This is a genomic window from Bradyrhizobium murdochi, from assembly GCF_000472965.1.
Lineage (GTDB): Bacteria > Pseudomonadota > Alphaproteobacteria > Rhizobiales > Xanthobacteraceae > Bradyrhizobium > Bradyrhizobium murdochi.
In genome coordinates, this window is the sequence record NZ_AXAU01000001.1 from 559514 (window position 1) to 577987 (window position 18474).

Consider the following 18474-nt stretch of genomic DNA (forward strand, 5'->3'; position numbering starts at 1 on the left):
GGCGATGCTATATGTGGATAACCGGCGACTTGCCGAGGGATCGCCAAGTCAGCGGGGTCTGTCGGTGTATAGGTCCGGATGTCCGGGAGCGGACGCGGAAACGGACAAGCGACAGGTCAAGACGGCCGGCACGGAAGCGGCCGGACTAGTAATTTTTGCCGGCGATATCGAGTGGAGAGCGGCGATGGCGGGAAGCGTGAACAAGGTGATTCTGGTCGGCAACCTCGGCAAGGATCCTGAAATCCGGCGGACACAGGACGGGCGACCGATCGCCAATCTGAGCATCGCGACATCGGAGACCTGGCGCGACAAAGGCACCGGCGAGCGCAAGGAAAAGACCGAGTGGCACCGCGTGGTGATCTTCAACGAGGGGCTCTGCAAGGTCGCCGAACAGTATCTGAAGAAGGGCGCCAAGGTTTACATCGAGGGCCAGTTGCAGACGCGCAAATGGACCGACCAGAGCGGGGTCGACAAATACTCGACCGAGGTCGTGCTGCAGGGCTTTAACTCGAACCTGACCATGCTCGACGGCCGCAGCGGCGGGGGTGGCAGCTTCGGCTCCGATGATTCCGGTGATTTCGGCTCGAGCGGTCCGGCTAGCTCCGCGCCGCGGCGGGCGGTCGCGGCGGGCAGCCGCAACAGCGATATGGACGACGATATTCCGTTCTAGAGGCAGGGCGTTCGGCCGGCGAGAAATCCGCTTGCGAGAACGGGCGTTCACGCCCGCTTTACGGCTAATGTGCCGCCGCAGGAATCGGCTGCATTCGGCTGAAAACCGCCTACAGGCGCGTTGCGATTCGGGCGCCCGGTCGGTTCGCTCAGCCGTCATGTTGTTAATATTCACATGAGGTATTTCGCTTAAGCTGCTCCAGCCTTGAACGCCAACCGGACCTGGAGCGCCCACCATGAGCCTCGCACCGCTGCTGGAGGCGCCCGGGACGATCCCGTTGCATGCCTTCGCAGCCATGGCGGCGTTTGCGCTTGGCATCGTGCAATTCGCAGCACCGAAGGGAACCCTGCCGCACCGGACCATCGGCTGGATCTGGGTCGTGCTGATGGCTGCGGTCGCGATCAGTTCGCTCTGGATCCATGAGACCCGGATGTTCGGGCCGTTGAGCCCGATCCATCTGCTGTCGATCTTTGTGCCGATCATGCTGACGCTCGCGGTCCTGCATGCCCGCCAGGCACAGTGTCGGCGCTCACCGCAAAGCGATGGTGTCGATCTTCTTTGGAGCGCTCGTGGTCGCCGGCTTGTTCACCTTCTTACCCGGACGGATCATGCATGCGGTTTTTGGCCATTACGCCCACCATGGGAACATCGTTTTTGACACCGTCTTCCGGCCTTGAAATGGCGGTCCCGGTAGGGCTCGCGAGAGCTGTCTCCGATCCCGGTAAGTCCATGAAAAAACGAGCGGAAAAACAGCTTCCGCCTGACAGCTTCGGGGTGGTTATCGGACCCTCGATGCGCTATATGATTCTTAGCTGAGAACTGACTGGATTCCCCTTTGTCCGACAACGAAGACGACAAGCCCGGCGAGCCGCCGGAGCACTCCGACATTCGCCCCGTTTCCATTCTCGACGAGATGAAACGCTCTTACCTCGATTACGCCATGAGCGTGATCGTGGCGCGGGCGCTGCCGGACGCGCGCGACGGGCTGAAGCCCGTGCATCGGCGCATTCTCTACGCAATGCACGAGAACGGCTTCGAGTGGAACAAGCCGTACCGCAAGTCGGCGCGCACGGTCGGCGACGTCATCGGTAAATACCACCCCCACGGTGACCAGTCCGTCTATGACGCCCTAGTGCGCATGGCGCAGGAATTCTCCATGCGCGTGCCGCTGATCGACGGCCAAGGCAATTTCGGCTCGGTGGACGGCGATATGGCGGCGGCGATGCGCTACACCGAATCCCGCCTGACCAAGATCGCGCAGAGCCTGCTCGACGACATCGACAAGGACACTGTCGACTTCCAGCCGAACTACGACGGTTCCGAAAAAGAGCCGTCGGTCCTGCCGGCGAAGTTTCCGAACCTTCTGGTCAACGGCGCCGGCGGTATCGCGGTCGGCATGGCCACCAACATTCCGCCACACAATCTCGGCGAAGTCATCGACGCCTGCGTGGCGCTGATCGACAACCCCGCGCTTACCATCGACGATCTCATCAACATCGTGCCAGGCCCGGATTTCCCGACGGGGGGCATCATCCTCGGCCGCCAGGGCATCCGCTCGGCCTATCACTTAGGCCGCGGCTCGATCGTGATGCGCGGCAAGGTGACGATCGACACCATCCGCAAAGATCGCGAAGCGATCATCATCACCGAAATTCCCTACCAGGTGAACAAGGCCACCATGGTCGAGCGCATCGCCGAACTGGTGCGCGAGAAGAAGATCGACGGCATTTCCGACCTGCGCGACGAATCCGACCGCGACGGATTCCGCGTCGTGGTCGAACTGAAGCGCGATGCGGTGCCCGACGTGGTGCTGAACCAGCTCTATCGCTTCACGCCGCTGCAGACCAATTTCGGCGCCAACATGGTGGCGCTGGATGGCGGCCGGCCGCAATTGATGAATCTGAAAGACCTGCTGACGCTGTTCATCGCGTTCCGCGAGCAGGTCGTCACCCGTCGCACCAAGTTCCTGCTCAACAAGGCGCGCGATCGCGCCCATATCCTGGTTGGACTTGCGATTGCGGTTGCCAATATCGACGAGATCATTCGCGTCATCAGAACCTCGCCCGATCCGAACACGGCGCGGGATACTTTGATGTCGCGCGACTGGCCGGCCAAGGACGTCGAAGCGATGATCACGCTGATCGACGACCCCCGTCACCGGATGGCGCCGGACGGCACTGCGCGGCTGTCGCTCGAACAGGCCCGGGCCATTCTCGACCTGCGCCTGCAACGCCTGACCGCGCTCGGCCGCGAGGAGATTTCCGAAGAGCTCGACAAGCTCGCGGTGGAAATCGCCGATTACCTGGAAATTCTGCGCTCTCGCGCGCGCGTGCAGGCGATCATCAAGGACGAGCTCGCCGAGGTGAAGAACGAGTTCGCGACCCCGCGGAAAACCGTGATCGTCGAGCAGGAAGGCGAGGTCGAGGACGAGGACCTGATCCAGCGCGAGGACATGGTGGTCACGGTCTCGCACGCCGGCTACGTCAAGCGCGTGCCGCTTTCGACCTATCGGGCGCAGCGGCGTGGCGGCAAGGGCCGTGCGGGCATGCAGACCCGCGACGAGGATTTTGTCAGCCGGCTGTTTGTGGCCTCGACCCATACGCCGGTGCTGTTCTTCTCCTCGCGCGGCCAGGTCTACAAGGAAAAGGTCTGGCGGTTGCCGATGGCGGCACCGAACGCCCGCGGCAAGGCGATGATCAACATCCTGCCGCTGGAGCAGGGCGAGCGCATTACCACCATCATGCCGCTGCCGGAGGATGAATCCTCCTGGGCCAATCTCGACGTGATGTTCGCTACCACCGGGGGCACGGTCCGCCGCAACAAGCTGTCCGACTTCGTCGATGTCCGCCGCTCCGGCATCATCGCCATGAAGCTCGGGGAGGGTGAATCGATCGTCGACGTACAGATCTGCACCGAGCACGACGACGTGCTGCTGACGGCGGCCGGCGGGCAGTGCATCCGTTTCCCGGTCAGCGACGTGCGCGTCTTCACGGGGCGCACCTCGATGGGCGTGCGCGGCATTGCGCTGGCGGGGGGCGACAAATTGATCTCGCTGGCGATCCTGCGCCATGTCGAGACCACCTCGGACGAACGGTCGGCCTACCTGAAGATGCGCCGCGCGGTCGCCGGTGAAACCGCGGTTGAAGAGCCTGTTGATGCCGAGGGCGAGGAGACGTCGGGTTCGCTCCAGCTCTCGCAGGAGCGCTACGCCGAAATGTCGGCGCAGGAGCAGGTGGTGCTGACGGTCTCCGTCAACGGCTACGGCAAGCGCACCTCGTCCTACGAGTACCGCACCACCGGCCGCGGCGGCAAAGGCATCGTCGCGATGAGCGTCAACAACCGCAACGGCAAGCTGGTGGCGTCGTTCCCGGTGGAGCATAGCGATCAGATCATGCTGGTGACCGACAAGGGCCAGCTCATCCGCTGTCCGGTCGAGGACATCCGCATCGCCGGCCGCTCGACGCAAGGCGTCATCGTGTTCGATACGGCGGAGGACGAGCACGTGGTGTCGGTCGAGCATATCTCGGAAGACGAGAACGGCGTGAACGGGAACGGCGGCTAGCGCCGTCCACCGTCATTCCGGGCCTGCGTGCTGCACGCGCATCCCGGAATGACGAGGTGCGTAGTCCGGATAGCTGGACGCTTGCCCCGGCGCGCCGCGTCGGGCTCCCGCTCACGGTAAACCAAGCATTAACTATAGATTGATACCGTTTGCCGTGTCCGGGTGGTGACCGTCCGGCCAACGGGAGCGGATCTCATGCCCGTCGAGATGCTGACGTATGCCGATCTGGGCGAACGGCTCAAGATTTCCCCAGAAGCTGCCCGCGCTCTGGTGAAGCGACACCGATGGCCGCGCTCCCGCTCCAACGACGGCAAGACGCTTGTCCAGGTTGACCTCAGCGAATTCAGCCATTCCCCGATACCCCGTCAGCCGCAAACGCAGGCCGGTCACCAGGTGGTCACCGCCCTAAAGCAACGAATCGAGACGCTGCAGACTGAGCTGGCGGAGATGAAGGTGATTGCCAGCGGTCATCGCGCCGACTTCGAAAGAGAATGCGAACGCACCAACAAGCTCTTGGCCGAACTGCTCAAAGTCAGCACGGAAAGCGTGGGAGCCCGGGAAAGGGCTGCTCTGCTCGAAGGCAAGCTGTCGATGCTAACGCAACCCTGGCGACGCCGGCTGGTCGATGCTTTCACCCTTGCGCTACCGCAAGTCGCCTCCAACCCTCGCGAGAGCGCCGGCCCCGTAGCTCAGTCACAGAATTGAACCGGCCTGCCAACGTGTCGGTGCTTCGCCGCGATTGGCACAAACTTCAGATCACACCGGACATCTCCGGAGCGTTGCCGATCTAGGTTCAACCGCGGCGCCGATTGACATACAGGAGCGTCACTGTAGCGCATCAAGCAACGCCTTGGCCTCCCGCAGGTCAGGGGTGTCGAAACCTTCCGTGAACCAGCCATAGGTCGGCGCGAGAACATCACTGGCCTGCCGCTGCTTGCCCTGATCACGCCAGAGCCGGGCCAAGCTCGTGGTGGCGCGCAACTCCAGCGTCTTCGCGCTCTGGCGACCGGCCACGTCAAGCGCTCGCCGAAAGTACGCTTCCGCTTCGGTCCTGTCGCCGCCTGGCCTCGCCGCCGTCAGCTCCCCAATCAAGCGATAAATTTCCGCCTCCCATCGCCGCTCGCCGGTCTCCTCGACAGCGGCCGCAGCTTCGGCCAGCGCAGTCAATCCTGGCTCAATTTCTCCGGACCACGCCAAAGCTTCAGCCAGCAGCGCAAGATAATAGGGTCGACGGATGCGCACGCCCGTCGGCTGGAGGGCCGCGAGACCATCGCGAACCTCCGCGATCCCTTCCACCGGCTGCCCGCGTACCGTGATCGCCCAACCCCGCAAGATGCTTCCAGCCGCCGCCAAGTGCGGTGCGATGCCATGCTCGGCGCACACCGCGATCGCAGCTTCCGCTTGCTCCCGGGTCGGCTCCGCTTCCCGCCGATGCTGGTAGACCATCGCCGCGAACACCAGCGCGAGAACAAGGCTAAAGGGATGCGATAGCTCCCGAGCCATGCTCACAGCTTCGCGCGCAGCGGCAAGTGCCTGCTCGGGGAAGCCAAGCGGCCAGAGCGTGGCTGCCGCGGTGTATCGGTTGCAGATAGCCGCGTCGTGGCTGCCATAAATGAATTTATGGGAGCGGTACGCGTCCGGCAGATAGAGCGCCAATCCCGCCTCGAGATGCGCCCTGCACGCGGGCAGATCCGGGAGATTGAGAAGGGTTGTCCATGCGGCATGATGCGCCTGCAGGAGGAGCGCCGGATCTGCGCTCTCTTGGGCGAGTGCGAACAGCTCATCCAGCAGATCGCGAGCCGTCTTGAACTCGCAGCGCTGCTGGTACACGAGCCACAATCCCCAACTGACGGTAAAGAGCTGCGCCACATCGCCGGCTTGCCGGCATAGGTCACGGGCACGCAGGTAGACTTGCTCCACCTCCGGTGCCGACCAGCTCTTGGTGCTGATCAGCACGGGCGCAAGCACGAGCTGCAGGTCGAGTTCGCGGCAGGCGCGTTCCGCTGGATCGGCGACCCGATCGACGAGGTTCAGCCCCTTGCGGAGATGGGCGATCGCCTCCGCGTGTGCCGAACGCTCTGCTGCGCGCTGGCCGGCCTTGCGCCAGTAGGCAACAGCGTTTTCCGTTAGGTTGGCCTCGGTGAAGTGGTGCGCAAGCACCTCCGGCTGGGTAGTAGCAATGTCCGGGAACTTCTCCTCCAGCGCTCGTGCGATGCGCGCGTGCAGCGGTTGCCGCTTGCTGCGCAGCAGCGTGCCGTAGGCGGTGTCCTGGACAAGGGCGTGCTTGAAGCTATAGGCCGATGAACCACGACGGAAAATCAATTGTGACGCAGCAAGCTGTTCGAGGGCCGCCTGCAAGGGAGCTTCCGACAGGGGCGAGACGGCCCGTATCAGATCGTCAGAGAACTCCCGGCCAATGGCGGCGCCAGTCTGGGCAATTTCTTTGGCTTCCAGGCCGAGGCGGTCGAGACGGGCCAGGAGTGAGGCGTGCAGGGTAGCCGGGACGGCGAGTGCACCCGGTGAGATTCGCGACAGCACGGCCTTGGCATCTCCTTCACCGGCTCCCGTTTCGAGCACCGCCTTGGTCAGTTCCTCCACGAACAGCGGCACGCCGTCCGTGCGGTCGACGATCTCGTGGACGATCGCACGGGGCAGCACCTTCTCGCCGACTACCCGCTCCACGAGGGTTGCGGTGTCGCGGCGGTTCAAGCGACCGAGCGTCAGCATCGTGACGTGCGGCTGGCCGATCCACGGCGGCGGGAACTCCGGTCGGAAGGTGAGGAGCAACAGCACCGGCAGATGCTGCACGCGGTCGACCGTCACCTGGAGCAACTCAAGCGAGGTCGGGTCGATCCAGTGCACGTCTTCGAAGACCATCAACACGGGATTGCGCCGAGACAGGTCCTCCACGTGGCGGACCACGGCCTGAAGCGTGCGCTCCTTCTTCGCCTGCGGACTGAGCGCAACTGGACCATAGCGGTCGGAGGGCAACGACAGCAGTTCCGCCAAGAGTGGCACGTCCTCGGTAGCGGTCGCTGCGCCCGCCAACAGCGCCTCGAGTTTGTCGAGCTTGACCTCCAGCGGATCGTCCCGGGTAAACCGGGCCGCCCGCTCCAGTTGCCTGATGACGGGGTACAGCGCGCTGCCCTGGTAGTGCGGCGAGCAGAAGCAGCGCCGGCGCGCGTACGGCTCGGCTTGAAGCTTCTCCTGGAGGGCCGCCACGAGCCGCGATTTCCCGACCCCGGGCTCGGCTGAAAGCAGCACCACCTGCCCCTCGCCAGAGATCGTTCGCTGCCATCGGCGCAGCAGCAGTTCGATCTCCTCCTCGCGACCGACCAGCGGGGTCAGACCGGCCGAATGAAAGGCTTCAAACCGGCTCTCGACGGCGCTCGACCGGAGCACCTGATAGGCTTGGACCGGCTGCAGGAAGCCCTTCATCGCAACCGTGCCGAGATCACGGTACTCGAAAAGATCACCCAGCAGATGGCGCGTCGTGGGGCCGACGACAATGGTGTTCGGCTCGCCAAGAGCCTGCAGGCGCGCCGCGAGGTTGGGCGTCTCGCCTACCACGACGCGTTCCTGTGCTTCGCCTGAGCCAATGAGGTCGCCAACCACGACAAGCCCTGTGCCGATGCCGATCCGGACCCGAAGACGCTCGGATGTTTCCAGTTGGTCGACGGCGTCGATGAGGGCCAAACCGGCGCGCACCGCTCGCTCGGCATCGTCCTCGTGCGCCTGTGGGTAGCCGAAATAAAGCAGTACGCCGTCGCCCATGTACTTGGCGACGAAGCCGTCGAAGCGGGCGACCGTCTCAGCGACGCAGCGGTGATAGGCGCCGATCACTTCGCGTAGGTCCTCCGCGTCAAGACCAGCCGACAGCGCGGTAGAACCAACAAGGTCGCAGAACATCACCGTGAGCTGCCGCCGTTCGGCCGAAGAGACGGCACTCAGGCTTGGTGCCGGCGCGGCGCTCGGGCCTGCCAACTCCGAGGGCTGTGGCAGGCATGCGGCCGCTTTCAATAGCTTCTTGCGCTGGCCAAGCGAGAGACCGAGCTTCTCTAGGTCCGCCTCGCTCAGCTCAGGCAGGATATTGAGATCGACATCGTTCGCCCGCAACGCGGATGCGAACTGCACCAGGCCAAGCGGCGCCAGCCAGCGCTCCAGCTCGTCCACGGCTTCCTCCTCGCTCGTGCGGATTCTACCAGATCGAGCGCGCGCTCCAAAGGGATCTTTGCCGCCTGCAGGAGTTCCGAAAGCGGTGGGCTCGGCTCCGATCCGATAGTCGGGTCGTGGCCATTCGCGTCAGTACCTGCCGTGCGGTAACGCGTCGATGTTTATCGATCGTGCTTATCGCTTGCTGTGACGTGCGAGCACGCGGTCCACCATCGCTCCCGCTGTGCCGAGATAATTGGATGGTTCGCACAAGGCGGCCAGCCGATCGTGCGGCAAAGCGGATGCGATGGCCGGGCGTCGCAGCAGCGCATCGAGCAGCGCGTCGCTACGCGCGAACGCATCGCGGCAGGCGGCGTAAACCTCATCATGGGCCAACTGACGACCGAGCGCGGGCGCGAGCCCCATCATGACCGCCTCCGCCACGATCAGCCCGCGCGTGGCATGAAGGTTTCGCTTCATCGCTTCGGGATCGACGATCAGGTCGGACAGCATGAATTGCGCCTGCGCCAGTGAGCCAGCGGTCAGAAGACAGACCTGGGGCAAAGCGAACCATTCGCAGTGCCAGGGCCCGGTGGCGCGTTCGAGATCCTGCACCATGGCATCTAACATCAGCGAAGCGGCGTCGCGGGATGCCTTTGCGTTCGCCAGTAGAATTTCCGAGGAGATCGGGTTGCGCTTCTGCGGCATGGTCGAGGAAGCGCCGCGATGCGAGGAGAACGGCTCGAACACCTCGCCGATCTCGGTCGCCATCAGGATCATGACGTCGTAGCCAATCTTGCCGAGTGCGCCGCAGATCACGGCGAGCGTCTGCGCCAGTTCGACAAGTCCGTCGCGGGCGACGTGCCAGGTGATGTCGGGTTCGGCCAGACCGAGCACGCGGGCATAGGCGGTACGTACATCCAGTCCGCGATCGCCGAGTGAAGCCAGCGTTCCCGCCGCGCCGCCGAGCTGCGCCTGAAGGGCGCGAGGCTTGACCTGTTCGAGCCGATCGGCCGAGCGCTGCAGCGCCGACAGCCAGACCGCCGCCTTGTGCCCGAACGTGATCGGCAGCGCCTGCTGCAGATGGGTTCGGCCGGCCATCGGCGTGTCGCGGTGGAGGCGGGCGAGATTGACGAGAGTCGTCATGACCTCGCCGAGCTGGGTTTCGATCAGCGCGACCGCTTCGCGCAGTTGCAGGACGATCGCGGTATCCATGATGTCCTGGGTGGTCGCCCCCCAATGCAGATAGCGGCCGGCTTCGCCGAGTCGCTCCGATAGCTGGCGGACCAGGCCGACAATGGGATAGCCGACGTTCTCGGTGTCGCGCTTCAACTGCTCGATATCGAGCGCGATCGCCGGCGCGTGCCGCTCGATCGCCTCGGCCGCCTCGCGCGGAATCACGCCGGTCTCGCCTTGCGCAATGGCAAGCGCGACTTCAGCCTGCACATAGGCCTTGAGCTGCGCCTCATCGGAAAACACCGCTCGCATGGCCGGCGTCGAGAAAACGTCGCGATAGAGGGCGCTGTCGAACATCGTGCTGGCCACGCGCTTGTTTCCTTTCTGCTAATATGTCCGGCCATCTGATTGATAGGTACAAATCAGTCAAGCGCGGCCGCGAAGACCCAGAACGCGTGCTCGCGCGCCTGAGGCAGGCAGGAGAATTTCGCGCAATCCAAGCCTCCAGAACGCCAATGGCGAGCAGGGGGGCATCCCTACTCGCCACGAGAGCGTTCCTTGGAGGTGGGGTCGGAACGAATATTTTGCCGTTACGGGGTGCGGTCGGCGGTCACCAGGCGGGCTTCCCTCACCACGGCCTTGGAGCCGGCGGCGCGGAGGCAGGAGGCTTCGAAATTCGGCCAAGCCTGCTGCGAGCAATCCTTGCCGACAGTGCGGATATCCAGGCGGTCACCCTTGGCAAGCGCCTGCGGCACGCTGGCTTCGACCTGCGGGGCAAAGCCGGGCAATACGGTCATCGCGGCGGCAATGAACGCGGCAGCAGCGATGGCGGAAAAAGCCTTGATCATGACGGTCCCCTGTCATGGGCCTTGGCGGCCCGTCGTTTCGTTGGGTGGACTTGTAGGGGGCGCAAGTTTCCGGCCGTCTTCGCGGGCGCGGAAAATGGTTTCGTCCGGACCGAGTTTTGTTTCGTCGGCCCGGGAGGGACGAAACATTGCCTGCCCGCCTGAGACACACGAGGTCCCGAGACTGGTTCATTGGCCGACCCGACGTAAGAACCCGGACCCGAAGGGAACCTAACCCGGCTTGCCGGGCCGCCCGGGGCGGGGTAGGAGGGGAATATGTCCCGTATCGCGCTCTATCCCGGTTCATTCGATCCCATCACCAACGGCCATCTGGACGTGCTGCGGCACGCCGTGACGCTGTGCGACCGCCTGATTGTCGCCATCGGCGTCCATTCCGGCAAAAAGCCGCTGTTTTCGACCGAGGAGCGGCTCGAGATGGTTCGGATGGTGTGTGAGCCGATTGCGCAAAAGGCGGGCTGCGCTTTCGACTGCACCACCTACGACAATCTTACCGTAGCTGCGGCGCGGCAGGTCGGCGCGACCATCATGATTCGCGGCCTGCGCGACGGAACCGATATGGACTACGAAATGCAGCTTGCCGGCATGAACGAGGTCATGGCGCCAGAGGTGCACACCGTGTTCGTTCCGGCGTCGCCTGTGGTCCGCCCGATCACCGCCACGCTGGTGCGCCAGATCGCCGGCATGGGCGGCGACTTCTCCGCCTTCGTGCCGCCCCAGATTGCCGCGAGGCTGAAGGCCAAGTTCGCGGGCTAACGCGCTGCTACGCGCTTTCCTGTTTCCACATGACCGGAGCTTTCATGATCCGAATTCTCGCCGTTCTCGCCGCGCTGTTCGTTGTGGCCCCCGCGATCGCGCAGCCGCTGCCCGCCAATCTCGACAAGGCGAATGCGATCGTGATCGACACCACCAAGGGCCGCATCGTGATCAAGCTGCGCAACGACATCGCGCCCCAGCATGCCGAACGCATCAAGCTGCTCGCGCGCGAGGGCTACTACAACAACGTGCCGTTCCATCGCGTGATCGAAGGCTTCATGGCGCAGACCGGCGACGGCAAGAACTTTAACGGCACCGGCGGCTCGAAACATCCGAACCTTCCGGCCGAGTTCTCCAACGTGCCGTACAAGCGCGGCATCGTCGGCATGGCGCGAACCAGCGATCCCAACTCGGCCAATTCGCAGTTCTTCATCATGTTTGCCGAAGGCGCGTCGCTGAACGGCAAATACACCGTGATCGGTGAAGTAGTGTCGGGCATGGACGTGGTCGACAAGATCAAGCGCGGCGAACCGGTCGTCGACCCCGACAAGATGGTGAAGGTGCAAGTCGCATCCGACGTCAAGTGAGGCCATGACGGCGGACCGCAGCAAGCCATTCGTCTGGTTTGCCGCTGTTCTCGTGTGGCTTGCATCTGTTGCGCATGCGGCGGCTCAGCCGCAGCAACTCGACACACTCAAGGACGTCTTCGCCAAATTGTATTCGTGCTGGCAGCCGCCGCCTTACTCGCGCGCCAACCCGATGGACATCACGGTCGTCGTCAGCTTCAACCGCGAGGGCGCCATTCTGGGCCAACCCAGGATCACCTACGAATCGGAACACGCCAGCGATAACGACAGGGTCGCGTACCGAATTGCCGTAATGGAGACATTGCAACGCTGCACGCCGTTGCCATTTACCGAGGGACTGGGCGGTGCGGTCGCCGGCCGGCCTTTCGCGGTCCAATTTAGAACCCGCAAACGTCCACCCAAACCGGAAGAGAAAAGAGCATGGCTGATACCGAAAATACTTTGATCCTTGAAACCACCCAGGGCCCCGTCAGCATCGAAATGCGTCCCGACCTCGCACCTGGCCACGTCGCTCAGATCAAGAAGCTGGTGCGTGAGGGATTTTACGACGGCATCGTGTTCCATCGCGTCATCGAGGGCTTCATGGCGCAGACCGGCTGCCCGCACGGCACCGGCACCGGCGGTTCCGGCAACAAGCTGAAGGCCGAGTTCAACAAGGAACCGCATGTGCGCGGCACCGTCTCGATGGCCCGCGCCGCGAACCCGGATTCCGGCGACAGCCAGTTCTTTATCTGCTTCGACGACGCCTCCTTCCTCAACGGCCAGTACACGGTCTGGGGCAAGGTCACGTCGGGCATGGAGAACGTCGACAAGATCAAGCGCGGCGAGCCGGTGCAGAACCCGGACAAAATCGTCAAAGCGCGCATGGCGCTGGACGCGTAACTCTCGCCCCGCTGCAGCACCCGGGCCTCATCCTTCGAGACGCGCTATCGCGCTCCTCAGGATGAGGAACTGGCGTTGAGGCGCAAAGCCAATGCGCACCGATCTCTTCGACTTCGAACTTCCCGCCACCAGCGTCGCGCTGCGGCCCGCGAGCCCGCGCGATACTGCGCGGATGCTGGTGGTGCAGCCCGATGGCGTGCTGCGCGACCGCACCGTCGCCGAGTTGCCGCAATGGCTGGAGCCCGGCGACCAGCTCGTCGTCAACGACACCAAGGTGATCTCCGCCCAACTCAAGGGCCGGCGCATCGGCCGCGAGACCGAGCCGAAGATCGAGGCGACGTTGATCAAGCGGCTGGACGGCTCGCGCTGGCGCGCGCTGGTTAAGCCTGCGAAAAAGCTCGCGCCCGGCGACATCGTTCGCTTCGGTAACGAGGGCAAGGTCTGCCTGCTCGGCCATCTCGACGCCGAGGTCGAGGCCAAGGGCGAAGAGGGCGAGATCACGCTGTCGTTTTCATTTCACGGTCCGGCGCTGGATCAGGCCATCGCCGATCTCGGCACGCCGCCGCTGCCGCCCTATATCGCCTCCAAACGCACGCCCGACGATCGCGATGCTGCCGACTATCAGACCATGTTCGCAGCGAACGAGGGGGCTGTCGCGGCGCCGACGGCGGGACTGCATTTCACGCCCGAGCTCGAGATGGCGCTACGCCGCCACGGCGTCGAATTGCATCGGATAACACTGCATGTCGGGGCGGGGACCTTCCTGCCCGTGAAGGTGGAGGAGACCTCCGAGCACCGGATGCATGCCGAATGGGGATCGATCTCGGCTGATACCGCTGCCGCGTTGAACGCCGCGCGCGCCCAGGGCGGGCGCATCATAGCGGTCGGCACCACGTCGCTACGGCTATTGGAGAGCGCCACGGCCGAAGACGGCACCGTTCAACCGTTTGACGGCGAGACCTCGATCTTCATCACGCCGGGCTATCGCTTTCGCGCGGTCGACATCCTCATGACCAATTTCCACCTGCCGCGCTCGACGCTGTTCATGCTGGTGTCGGCGTTCTCCGGTCTGGACACGATGAAGCACGCCTATGCGCATGCGATCGCAGCCGGCTACCGGTTCTATTCCTATGGCGATGCCTGCTTGCTGTTTCGCGCGCCGGATTGAACCAAAGCCGGACGGCTTTGCTTGAAAAAGAGGCCCGCCAATTGGGCGGGCAAAGGTCAGGGAGGAAGCGCTCTGACAATAAAGCGCTAACGCATGTCTCTTTGATTCGGCGGCTGACGCCAAGATCGTATAACTACCGTCTCTCGGCGCATCGGTGCGCGGGAACAACAGGGGCCTTGCATGAACTTTTCCGGCATTTTCGCGCGAATGGTCGCGCTGATCGGCGCCGCGGCGCTGCTGTGGCGCCGTCTACAGGGATCCGCGCCCAAAGCGGCCTGGGGCAACACGCCGGCAATTCCTGAGGCGAAGCCGCAAGGGGCGATCCCGACGCTGAAGATGCCGACGGCCCAAGGCTGGAGTGACGGGCAGACGCCGACTGCAGCGCCCAGGCTCAAGGTCAACGCGTTTGCGACCGGCCTGGACCATCCGCGCTGGATCAACGTGCTGCCCAATGGCGACGTGCTCATCGCAGAAGCCACCCAGATCGCGGGACCGCCTAGGAGCGTGTTCCACTATGCGATGCAGGCTACGATGCGGCGTGCCGCGGCGCTCGGTGTCAGCGCCGACCGCATCACCCTGTTGCGCGATCGCGATGGTGACGGCGTTGCTGAAGGGCGCGGGGTCTTCATGGAGGGACTGAGCCAGCCGTTCGGCATGGCGCTGGTCGGCGACACCTTCTATGTCGGCAACACCGACGGCGTGGTCGCCTTTCCCTATGTGGCTGGCGCGGACCGCATCACCGCCGAGGGACGAAAACTCGTGACATTCAAGCCCGGCGGACATTGGACGCGGAGCCTACTGCCGAGCGCGGATGGCAAAAAGCTCTACGCCGGCGTCGGCTCGCTCAGCAACATCGCCGAGATGGGCATGGAAGTGGAGGAGGGCCGCGCCGCGATCTATGAACTCGATCTTGGCGACGGTACGAGCCGCATCTTCGCCGGCGGACTGCGCAACCCCGTGGGCCTCGCCTGGGAGCCCAACACGGGCGCGCTCTGGACGGTCGTTAACGAGCGCGATGGGCTCGGGGACGAGACGCCGCCGGACTATCTGACTTCAGTGCGCGACGGCGGCTTCTACGGCTGGCCCTATTGCTACTGGGGACAGACGGTGGACGACCGCGTGCCGCAGGACCCGGCCTTGGTCGCGAAGGCGATTCAACCCGACTATGCGCTCGGCGGGCACACCGCCTCACTCGGCCTGTGCTGGATGCCATCAGGCACGCTGCCGGGCTTTCCGGACGGCATGGTGATCGGCCAGCACGGCTCCTGGAATCGCAGCACGCTGAGCGGCTACGCCGTCGTCTTCGTGCCGTTCGAGAACGGCCGCCCCTCCGGTCCGCCGCGGGATATTTTGACGGGCTTTCTCGCAGCCGATGAGAAGGTCTCGTATGGGCGACCAGTTGGCGTGACGCTCGGTCCCGACCGCTCGCTGCTGGTGGCAGACGATGTCGGCAATGTGATCTGGCGCGTGACCGGCGCGTAGCCGGTAGGGTGGGCAAAGCGAAGCGTGCCCACCATTCACATTCACAAGCGGACCGATGGTGGGCACGGCGCAAGAGCGCCTTTGCCACCCTACGGCACGTTCACGCCATCGCACGTTGCGGCAGTAACTCCGCGATCTGGATTGCGTTCAGCGCTGCACCCTTCAGGAGCTGGTCGGCCGATACGAACATCGAGATCGAGTGGCCGGAGGCATCGCTGAGATCCTTGCGGATGCGGCCGACCAGAACATCGTCCTGGCCCGACGCATCGATCGGCATCGGGAAATAGTTCTTCGCGCGATCGTCGACGATTCTGACGCCCGGCGCCTTCGACAGGATCGCGCGCACTTCATCCTCGGTGATCGGCTTTTCGCATTCGAAGGTGATGGCTTCGCAATGGGCGCGCAGCACCGGCACGCGGACGCAGGTGACGCCGATGGCGATCTTGTCGTCCTCGAAGATCTTGCGCGTCTCCTTGATCACCTTGGTCTCTTCGTCGTTGTAGCCGGTCTCGGGATCGATTGCCGTGTTGTGGCTGAAGACGTTGAAGGCGTAGGGGAGCGGGATCACCTTGGGCGTGAACGGCCGGCCGTCGAGATAGGCGCGGGTCGATTCCACCAGTTCCTCCATGGCGGCCGCGCCTGCACCGCTCGCCGCCTGGTAGGTCGAGACGATCATGCGCTTGATGCGGTTCTGGCGGTGGATCGGCCACAGCGGCACCAGCGCGGTGATTGCCGAGCAGTTCGGATTGGCGATGATGCCCTTGTGGTCGCGGATGCGGCCCGCGTTGATCTCGGGGATCACCAGCGGCACGTTCGGGTCCATCCGGAACGCCGAGGAATTGTCGACCACGACCGCGCCGGCCTTCACGGCAGCAGGCGCGAACTTCCGCGAGATGCCGCCGCCGGCCGAGAACAGCGCGATGTCGACGCCCTCGAACGACTTTTCCGTGAGCTCCTCGATCACGATCCTCTCGCCGCGGAAGTCGATGGTCTTGCCGGCCGAGCGGGCGCTCGCCAGCGCCTTGAGCTTGCGGACGGGAAAGTTGCGCCTGTCCATCGTCGCGATGAATTCGGCGCCGACCGCGCCGGTCACGCCGGCAATGGCTACAACGGGTTCGTGGCTCACGGGTCTATCCTCTGGTTGAGCATGAATGCTGCGAGCAATAAAAAAGCCCCGGTCCTTTTCAGGCGGGGCTTCGGTTCAGATAATGCGATCGTTCGACTACGCGCGCACGGCTCCCGAGCCCCCGGAGGGTGCTTTGGTTTTCGTGGTCGCTTTGGTCGAAGTCGTCATGGCGCGGACTTATGCGGCAGAGTTCGACCGGCGTCAACGGCTTTTAGCCGTCAATTCCGAGCGTGAACGCTGTGCCCGCGTTCATCTATCGGCAAGAATGCGTCTGGCCGTCGTAGCCCCGGTAAGTCCCGGACGACGGATTGTAGGTGCGGAATTGGGTGCAGAGCGTGACCATGGTCCGCTCGCGCGGCTTGCGGGCTGCCCTGGCCGGCTGCGCCGATTTACTGTGCTCTGCACCTTTGCTGTGGACCGCGCTTTCTGATTGCTTGGCGACAGACTTCTGCTTCAAGGCGGGCTTCTCGTGCGCAACCGCTGTTTTTGTCCCAGTAGGAGCCGGCTTCTGCTCCACGACTGCAGGCTTCGCGTCCGGGACGGTCGGCTTCTGCGGCGCGGCCGCCGGCTTGTCCTGCGCTACAGCTGGTTTCTCCTCCGTGGACGCCGGCTCTACGACGGCAGGTTTGTCGTCCGCGGCGGCCGACTTCTCCGTCACAGCTGCGGGCTTGTCCTGCGCAACAGTTGGTTTGGCCTCGGTGGGGGCAGGTCTCTGCTCGACAATGGCAGGCTTGTCGTCCGTGGCAGCCGACTTCTCCTCCACCGCCGCGGGCTTGTCCTGCGCGATTGCTGATTTCTCCTCAGCGGGCGCCTGCTTCTGCTCGACGGTGGCGGGCTTGTCGTCCGCGGCGGGCGGTTTCTCTTCTGCCGCGGCCGCAGGCTTTTCCTGCGCAGGCGCCGAAGGCTGCGCTGCGGTCGGGTTCGGATTGTCCGCGGCCGATGTCTGCGCGAACGCTTGAGCGCTTATCACCACAAACAAGACACAGCAAAGCACGCCGGCGCGCTCGGCGGCGGTCGATAGAGCTGACAAACGCATGGATTGATACTCAGCTAATTGGTTCCCATGAATGCTCCACACGCATTTGCGGCAAGTCTGTGAACAGCGCGGCTCTTTCGCGAGCGACGAAGCGCTTAAGACCGCAAGTGTGTGCCGACTGCCACATCACCGTCTTGAGGGCTTGGCGCCAAACCGCGAAAGCGTCTTGGTAAAAGTGCAACTGTGAAACGAGACATGCTCGTTCTACAATCAAAGTGCACCGGACGGCCTAAGACGTGGCTCGCCGCTCCCGCGTGGCTCGAGAGCAGACGAGCCGCATCATCGCCGCCTTGCGGCGCCGGGAGGCTCAAGGATCACCGCTTTCAGCTCATTGCCACTCATGACGACGATCGCGAAATTCAGCCGGCCGCGTTCGCGGATCAGGCCGCCGCTGATGGCCTTACCCGACGCCGCGTGCTCGGCCACGCGGACGGCATCTGCCAGGCGCTGCCGGATCGTCTTGAGTGCAACGAGGTTACTGCGGTCCTCGGCATCGAACTCCTTCAGGGGCAGGGCGGCTTCGCCGCCGACGATCCTGCCGGTCGTGGCGTCGATGGCGTGGTGCCAGATGCGGTCGTTGTGAAGGGTCTTGACGCGGTAGACCGGTGAATCCGGCGCGCCGTCGAAGCTGACATCGGCGGTCGTCGCGCCGGCATGCAGGGCTTCGGCAATCGCCATCGCCTGGCTCAGCGAGACCGCCGACCCGCGGAAAAGCGCGAGCTCGCGGCTGACCGCCTGCTGGTCGGACGCGGCGCCATCGCCGGCCTCGTTGCGGAGCGAGGCTGGCTCGCCGGTCGACAACGCGGTGGCATAGACCGGGGCAGGCAGGATGAACGCCACAAGGATAGCTGCAAGCAACTGTCTCCATCTCGGCGCATGCATTGTTGCAGTCTCCATCGATGAGCCTGTCTCTGCCGGCGGTTGGGCCGGATCGTCTCGAAGAAAGCGCGGCCGACCCTTTGGAGGTATTCGGGCCGGCCGCGGAACGCCGCAGAGGTACCGCTGCTTGCGGCG

General features: G+C 64.2%; 15 protein-coding genes and 1 pseudogene. 10 read left to right on the plus strand and 6 right to left on the minus strand.

What is annotated here, in order from left to right; genetic code table 11:
• Window positions 1-184 precede the first annotated feature (184 nt).
• The 4 genes and pseudogenes from YUO_RS0102855 (at window position 185) to YUO_RS39570 (ending at window position 4937) form a co-directional block, all read left to right on the plus strand.
• A complete protein-coding gene (locus YUO_RS0102855; RefSeq protein ID WP_028345948.1) occupies window positions 185-670 on the plus strand; it encodes a single-stranded DNA-binding protein in 486 nt (161 codons plus the stop codon).
• A 235-nt stretch (window positions 671-905) separates the two neighbouring features.
• A pseudogene (locus tag YUO_RS39565) lies at window positions 906-1347 on the plus strand (DUF2306 domain-containing protein).
• Window positions 1348-1505: 158 nt separating this feature from the next.
• Window positions 1506-4232, plus strand: coding sequence for a DNA gyrase subunit A (gyrA, locus tag YUO_RS0102865; protein ID WP_028345949.1), 2727 nt, complete (start codon window positions 1506-1508; stop codon window positions 4230-4232).
• 195 nt (window positions 4233-4427) lie between these two features.
• Window positions 4428-4937, plus strand: coding sequence for a hypothetical protein (locus YUO_RS39570; protein WP_051379188.1), 510 nt, complete (start codon window positions 4428-4430; stop codon window positions 4935-4937).
• Between the two features lie 120 nt (window positions 4938-5057).
• Here the strand turns inward: YUO_RS39570 and YUO_RS0102875 are convergent, their stop codons facing one another.
• From YUO_RS0102875 to YUO_RS0102885, 3 genes are all read right to left on the minus strand, one after another.
• Window positions 5058-8405 carry an adenylate/guanylate cyclase domain-containing protein gene (locus YUO_RS0102875; protein ID WP_051379189.1) on the minus strand — a complete coding sequence of 1116 codons (3348 nt, stop codon included), beginning with the start codon at window positions 8403-8405 and terminating at the stop codon, window positions 5058-5060.
• A 174-nt stretch (window positions 8406-8579) separates the two neighbouring features.
• Window positions 8580-9917, minus strand: a complete 1338-nt coding sequence (gene pcaB / locus YUO_RS0102880; protein WP_051379190.1) for a 3-carboxy-cis,cis-muconate cycloisomerase — start codon at window positions 9915-9917, stop codon at window positions 8580-8582.
• Between the two features lie 233 nt (window positions 9918-10150).
• Window positions 10151-10408, minus strand: a complete 258-nt coding sequence (locus YUO_RS0102885; protein ID WP_028345952.1) for a hypothetical protein — start codon at window positions 10406-10408, stop codon at window positions 10151-10153.
• 273 nt (window positions 10409-10681) lie between these two features.
• Between YUO_RS0102885 and coaD the strand changes: the two genes are divergently transcribed.
• The 6 genes from coaD to YUO_RS0102915 all read left to right on the plus strand — a co-directional run bounded on the left by coaD (window position 10682) and on the right by YUO_RS0102915 (window position 15298).
• A complete protein-coding gene (coaD, locus tag YUO_RS0102890) occupies window positions 10682-11179 on the plus strand; it encodes a pantetheine-phosphate adenylyltransferase (protein ID WP_028345953.1) in 498 nt (165 codons plus the stop codon).
• A gap of 44 nt (window positions 11180-11223) precedes the next feature.
• Complete coding sequence (locus YUO_RS0102895; RefSeq protein ID WP_028345954.1) at window positions 11224-11766, plus strand: peptidylprolyl isomerase; 543 nt, start codon at window positions 11224-11226, stop codon at window positions 11764-11766.
• Between the two features lie 4 nt (window positions 11767-11770).
• The gene (locus tag YUO_RS0102900; RefSeq protein ID WP_028346716.1) at window positions 11771-12211 is read left to right on the plus strand and encodes a hypothetical protein; all 441 of its coding nucleotides are present in this window, start codon (window positions 11771-11773) and stop codon (window positions 12209-12211) included.
• Window positions 12187-12648, plus strand: a complete 462-nt coding sequence (locus tag YUO_RS0102905; protein WP_028345955.1) for a peptidylprolyl isomerase — start codon at window positions 12187-12189, stop codon at window positions 12646-12648. Before YUO_RS0102900 ends, YUO_RS0102905 begins: the two co-directional genes overlap by 25 nt.
• Before the next feature lie 91 nt (window positions 12649-12739).
• On the plus strand, window positions 12740-13816 hold the full coding sequence (queA, locus tag YUO_RS0102910; RefSeq protein ID WP_028345956.1) for a tRNA preQ1(34) S-adenosylmethionine ribosyltransferase-isomerase QueA: 1077 nt from the start codon (window positions 12740-12742) through the stop codon (window positions 13814-13816).
• 180 nt (window positions 13817-13996) lie between these two features.
• Complete coding sequence (locus tag YUO_RS0102915) at window positions 13997-15298, plus strand: PQQ-dependent sugar dehydrogenase (protein ID WP_028345957.1); 1302 nt, start codon at window positions 13997-13999, stop codon at window positions 15296-15298.
• Between the two features lie 100 nt (window positions 15299-15398).
• Here the strand turns inward: YUO_RS0102915 and YUO_RS0102920 are convergent, their stop codons facing one another.
• The 3 genes from YUO_RS0102920 to YUO_RS0102930 form a co-directional block, all read right to left on the minus strand.
• On the minus strand, window positions 15399-16424 hold the full coding sequence (locus YUO_RS0102920) for an aspartate-semialdehyde dehydrogenase (protein WP_028345958.1): 1026 nt from the start codon (window positions 16422-16424) through the stop codon (window positions 15399-15401).
• Between the two features lie 253 nt (window positions 16425-16677).
• Entirely contained in the window at window positions 16678-17502 is an 825-nt protein-coding gene (locus tag YUO_RS0102925) for a BA14K family protein (protein WP_156908448.1), read from the minus strand.
• Between the two features lie 237 nt (window positions 17503-17739).
• Window positions 17740-18300 (minus strand): PepSY domain-containing protein, encoded by a 561-nt coding sequence (locus tag YUO_RS0102930; protein WP_235782609.1) that lies wholly within the window; start codon window positions 18298-18300, stop codon window positions 17740-17742.
• Window positions 18301-18474: the final 174 nt, after the last annotated feature.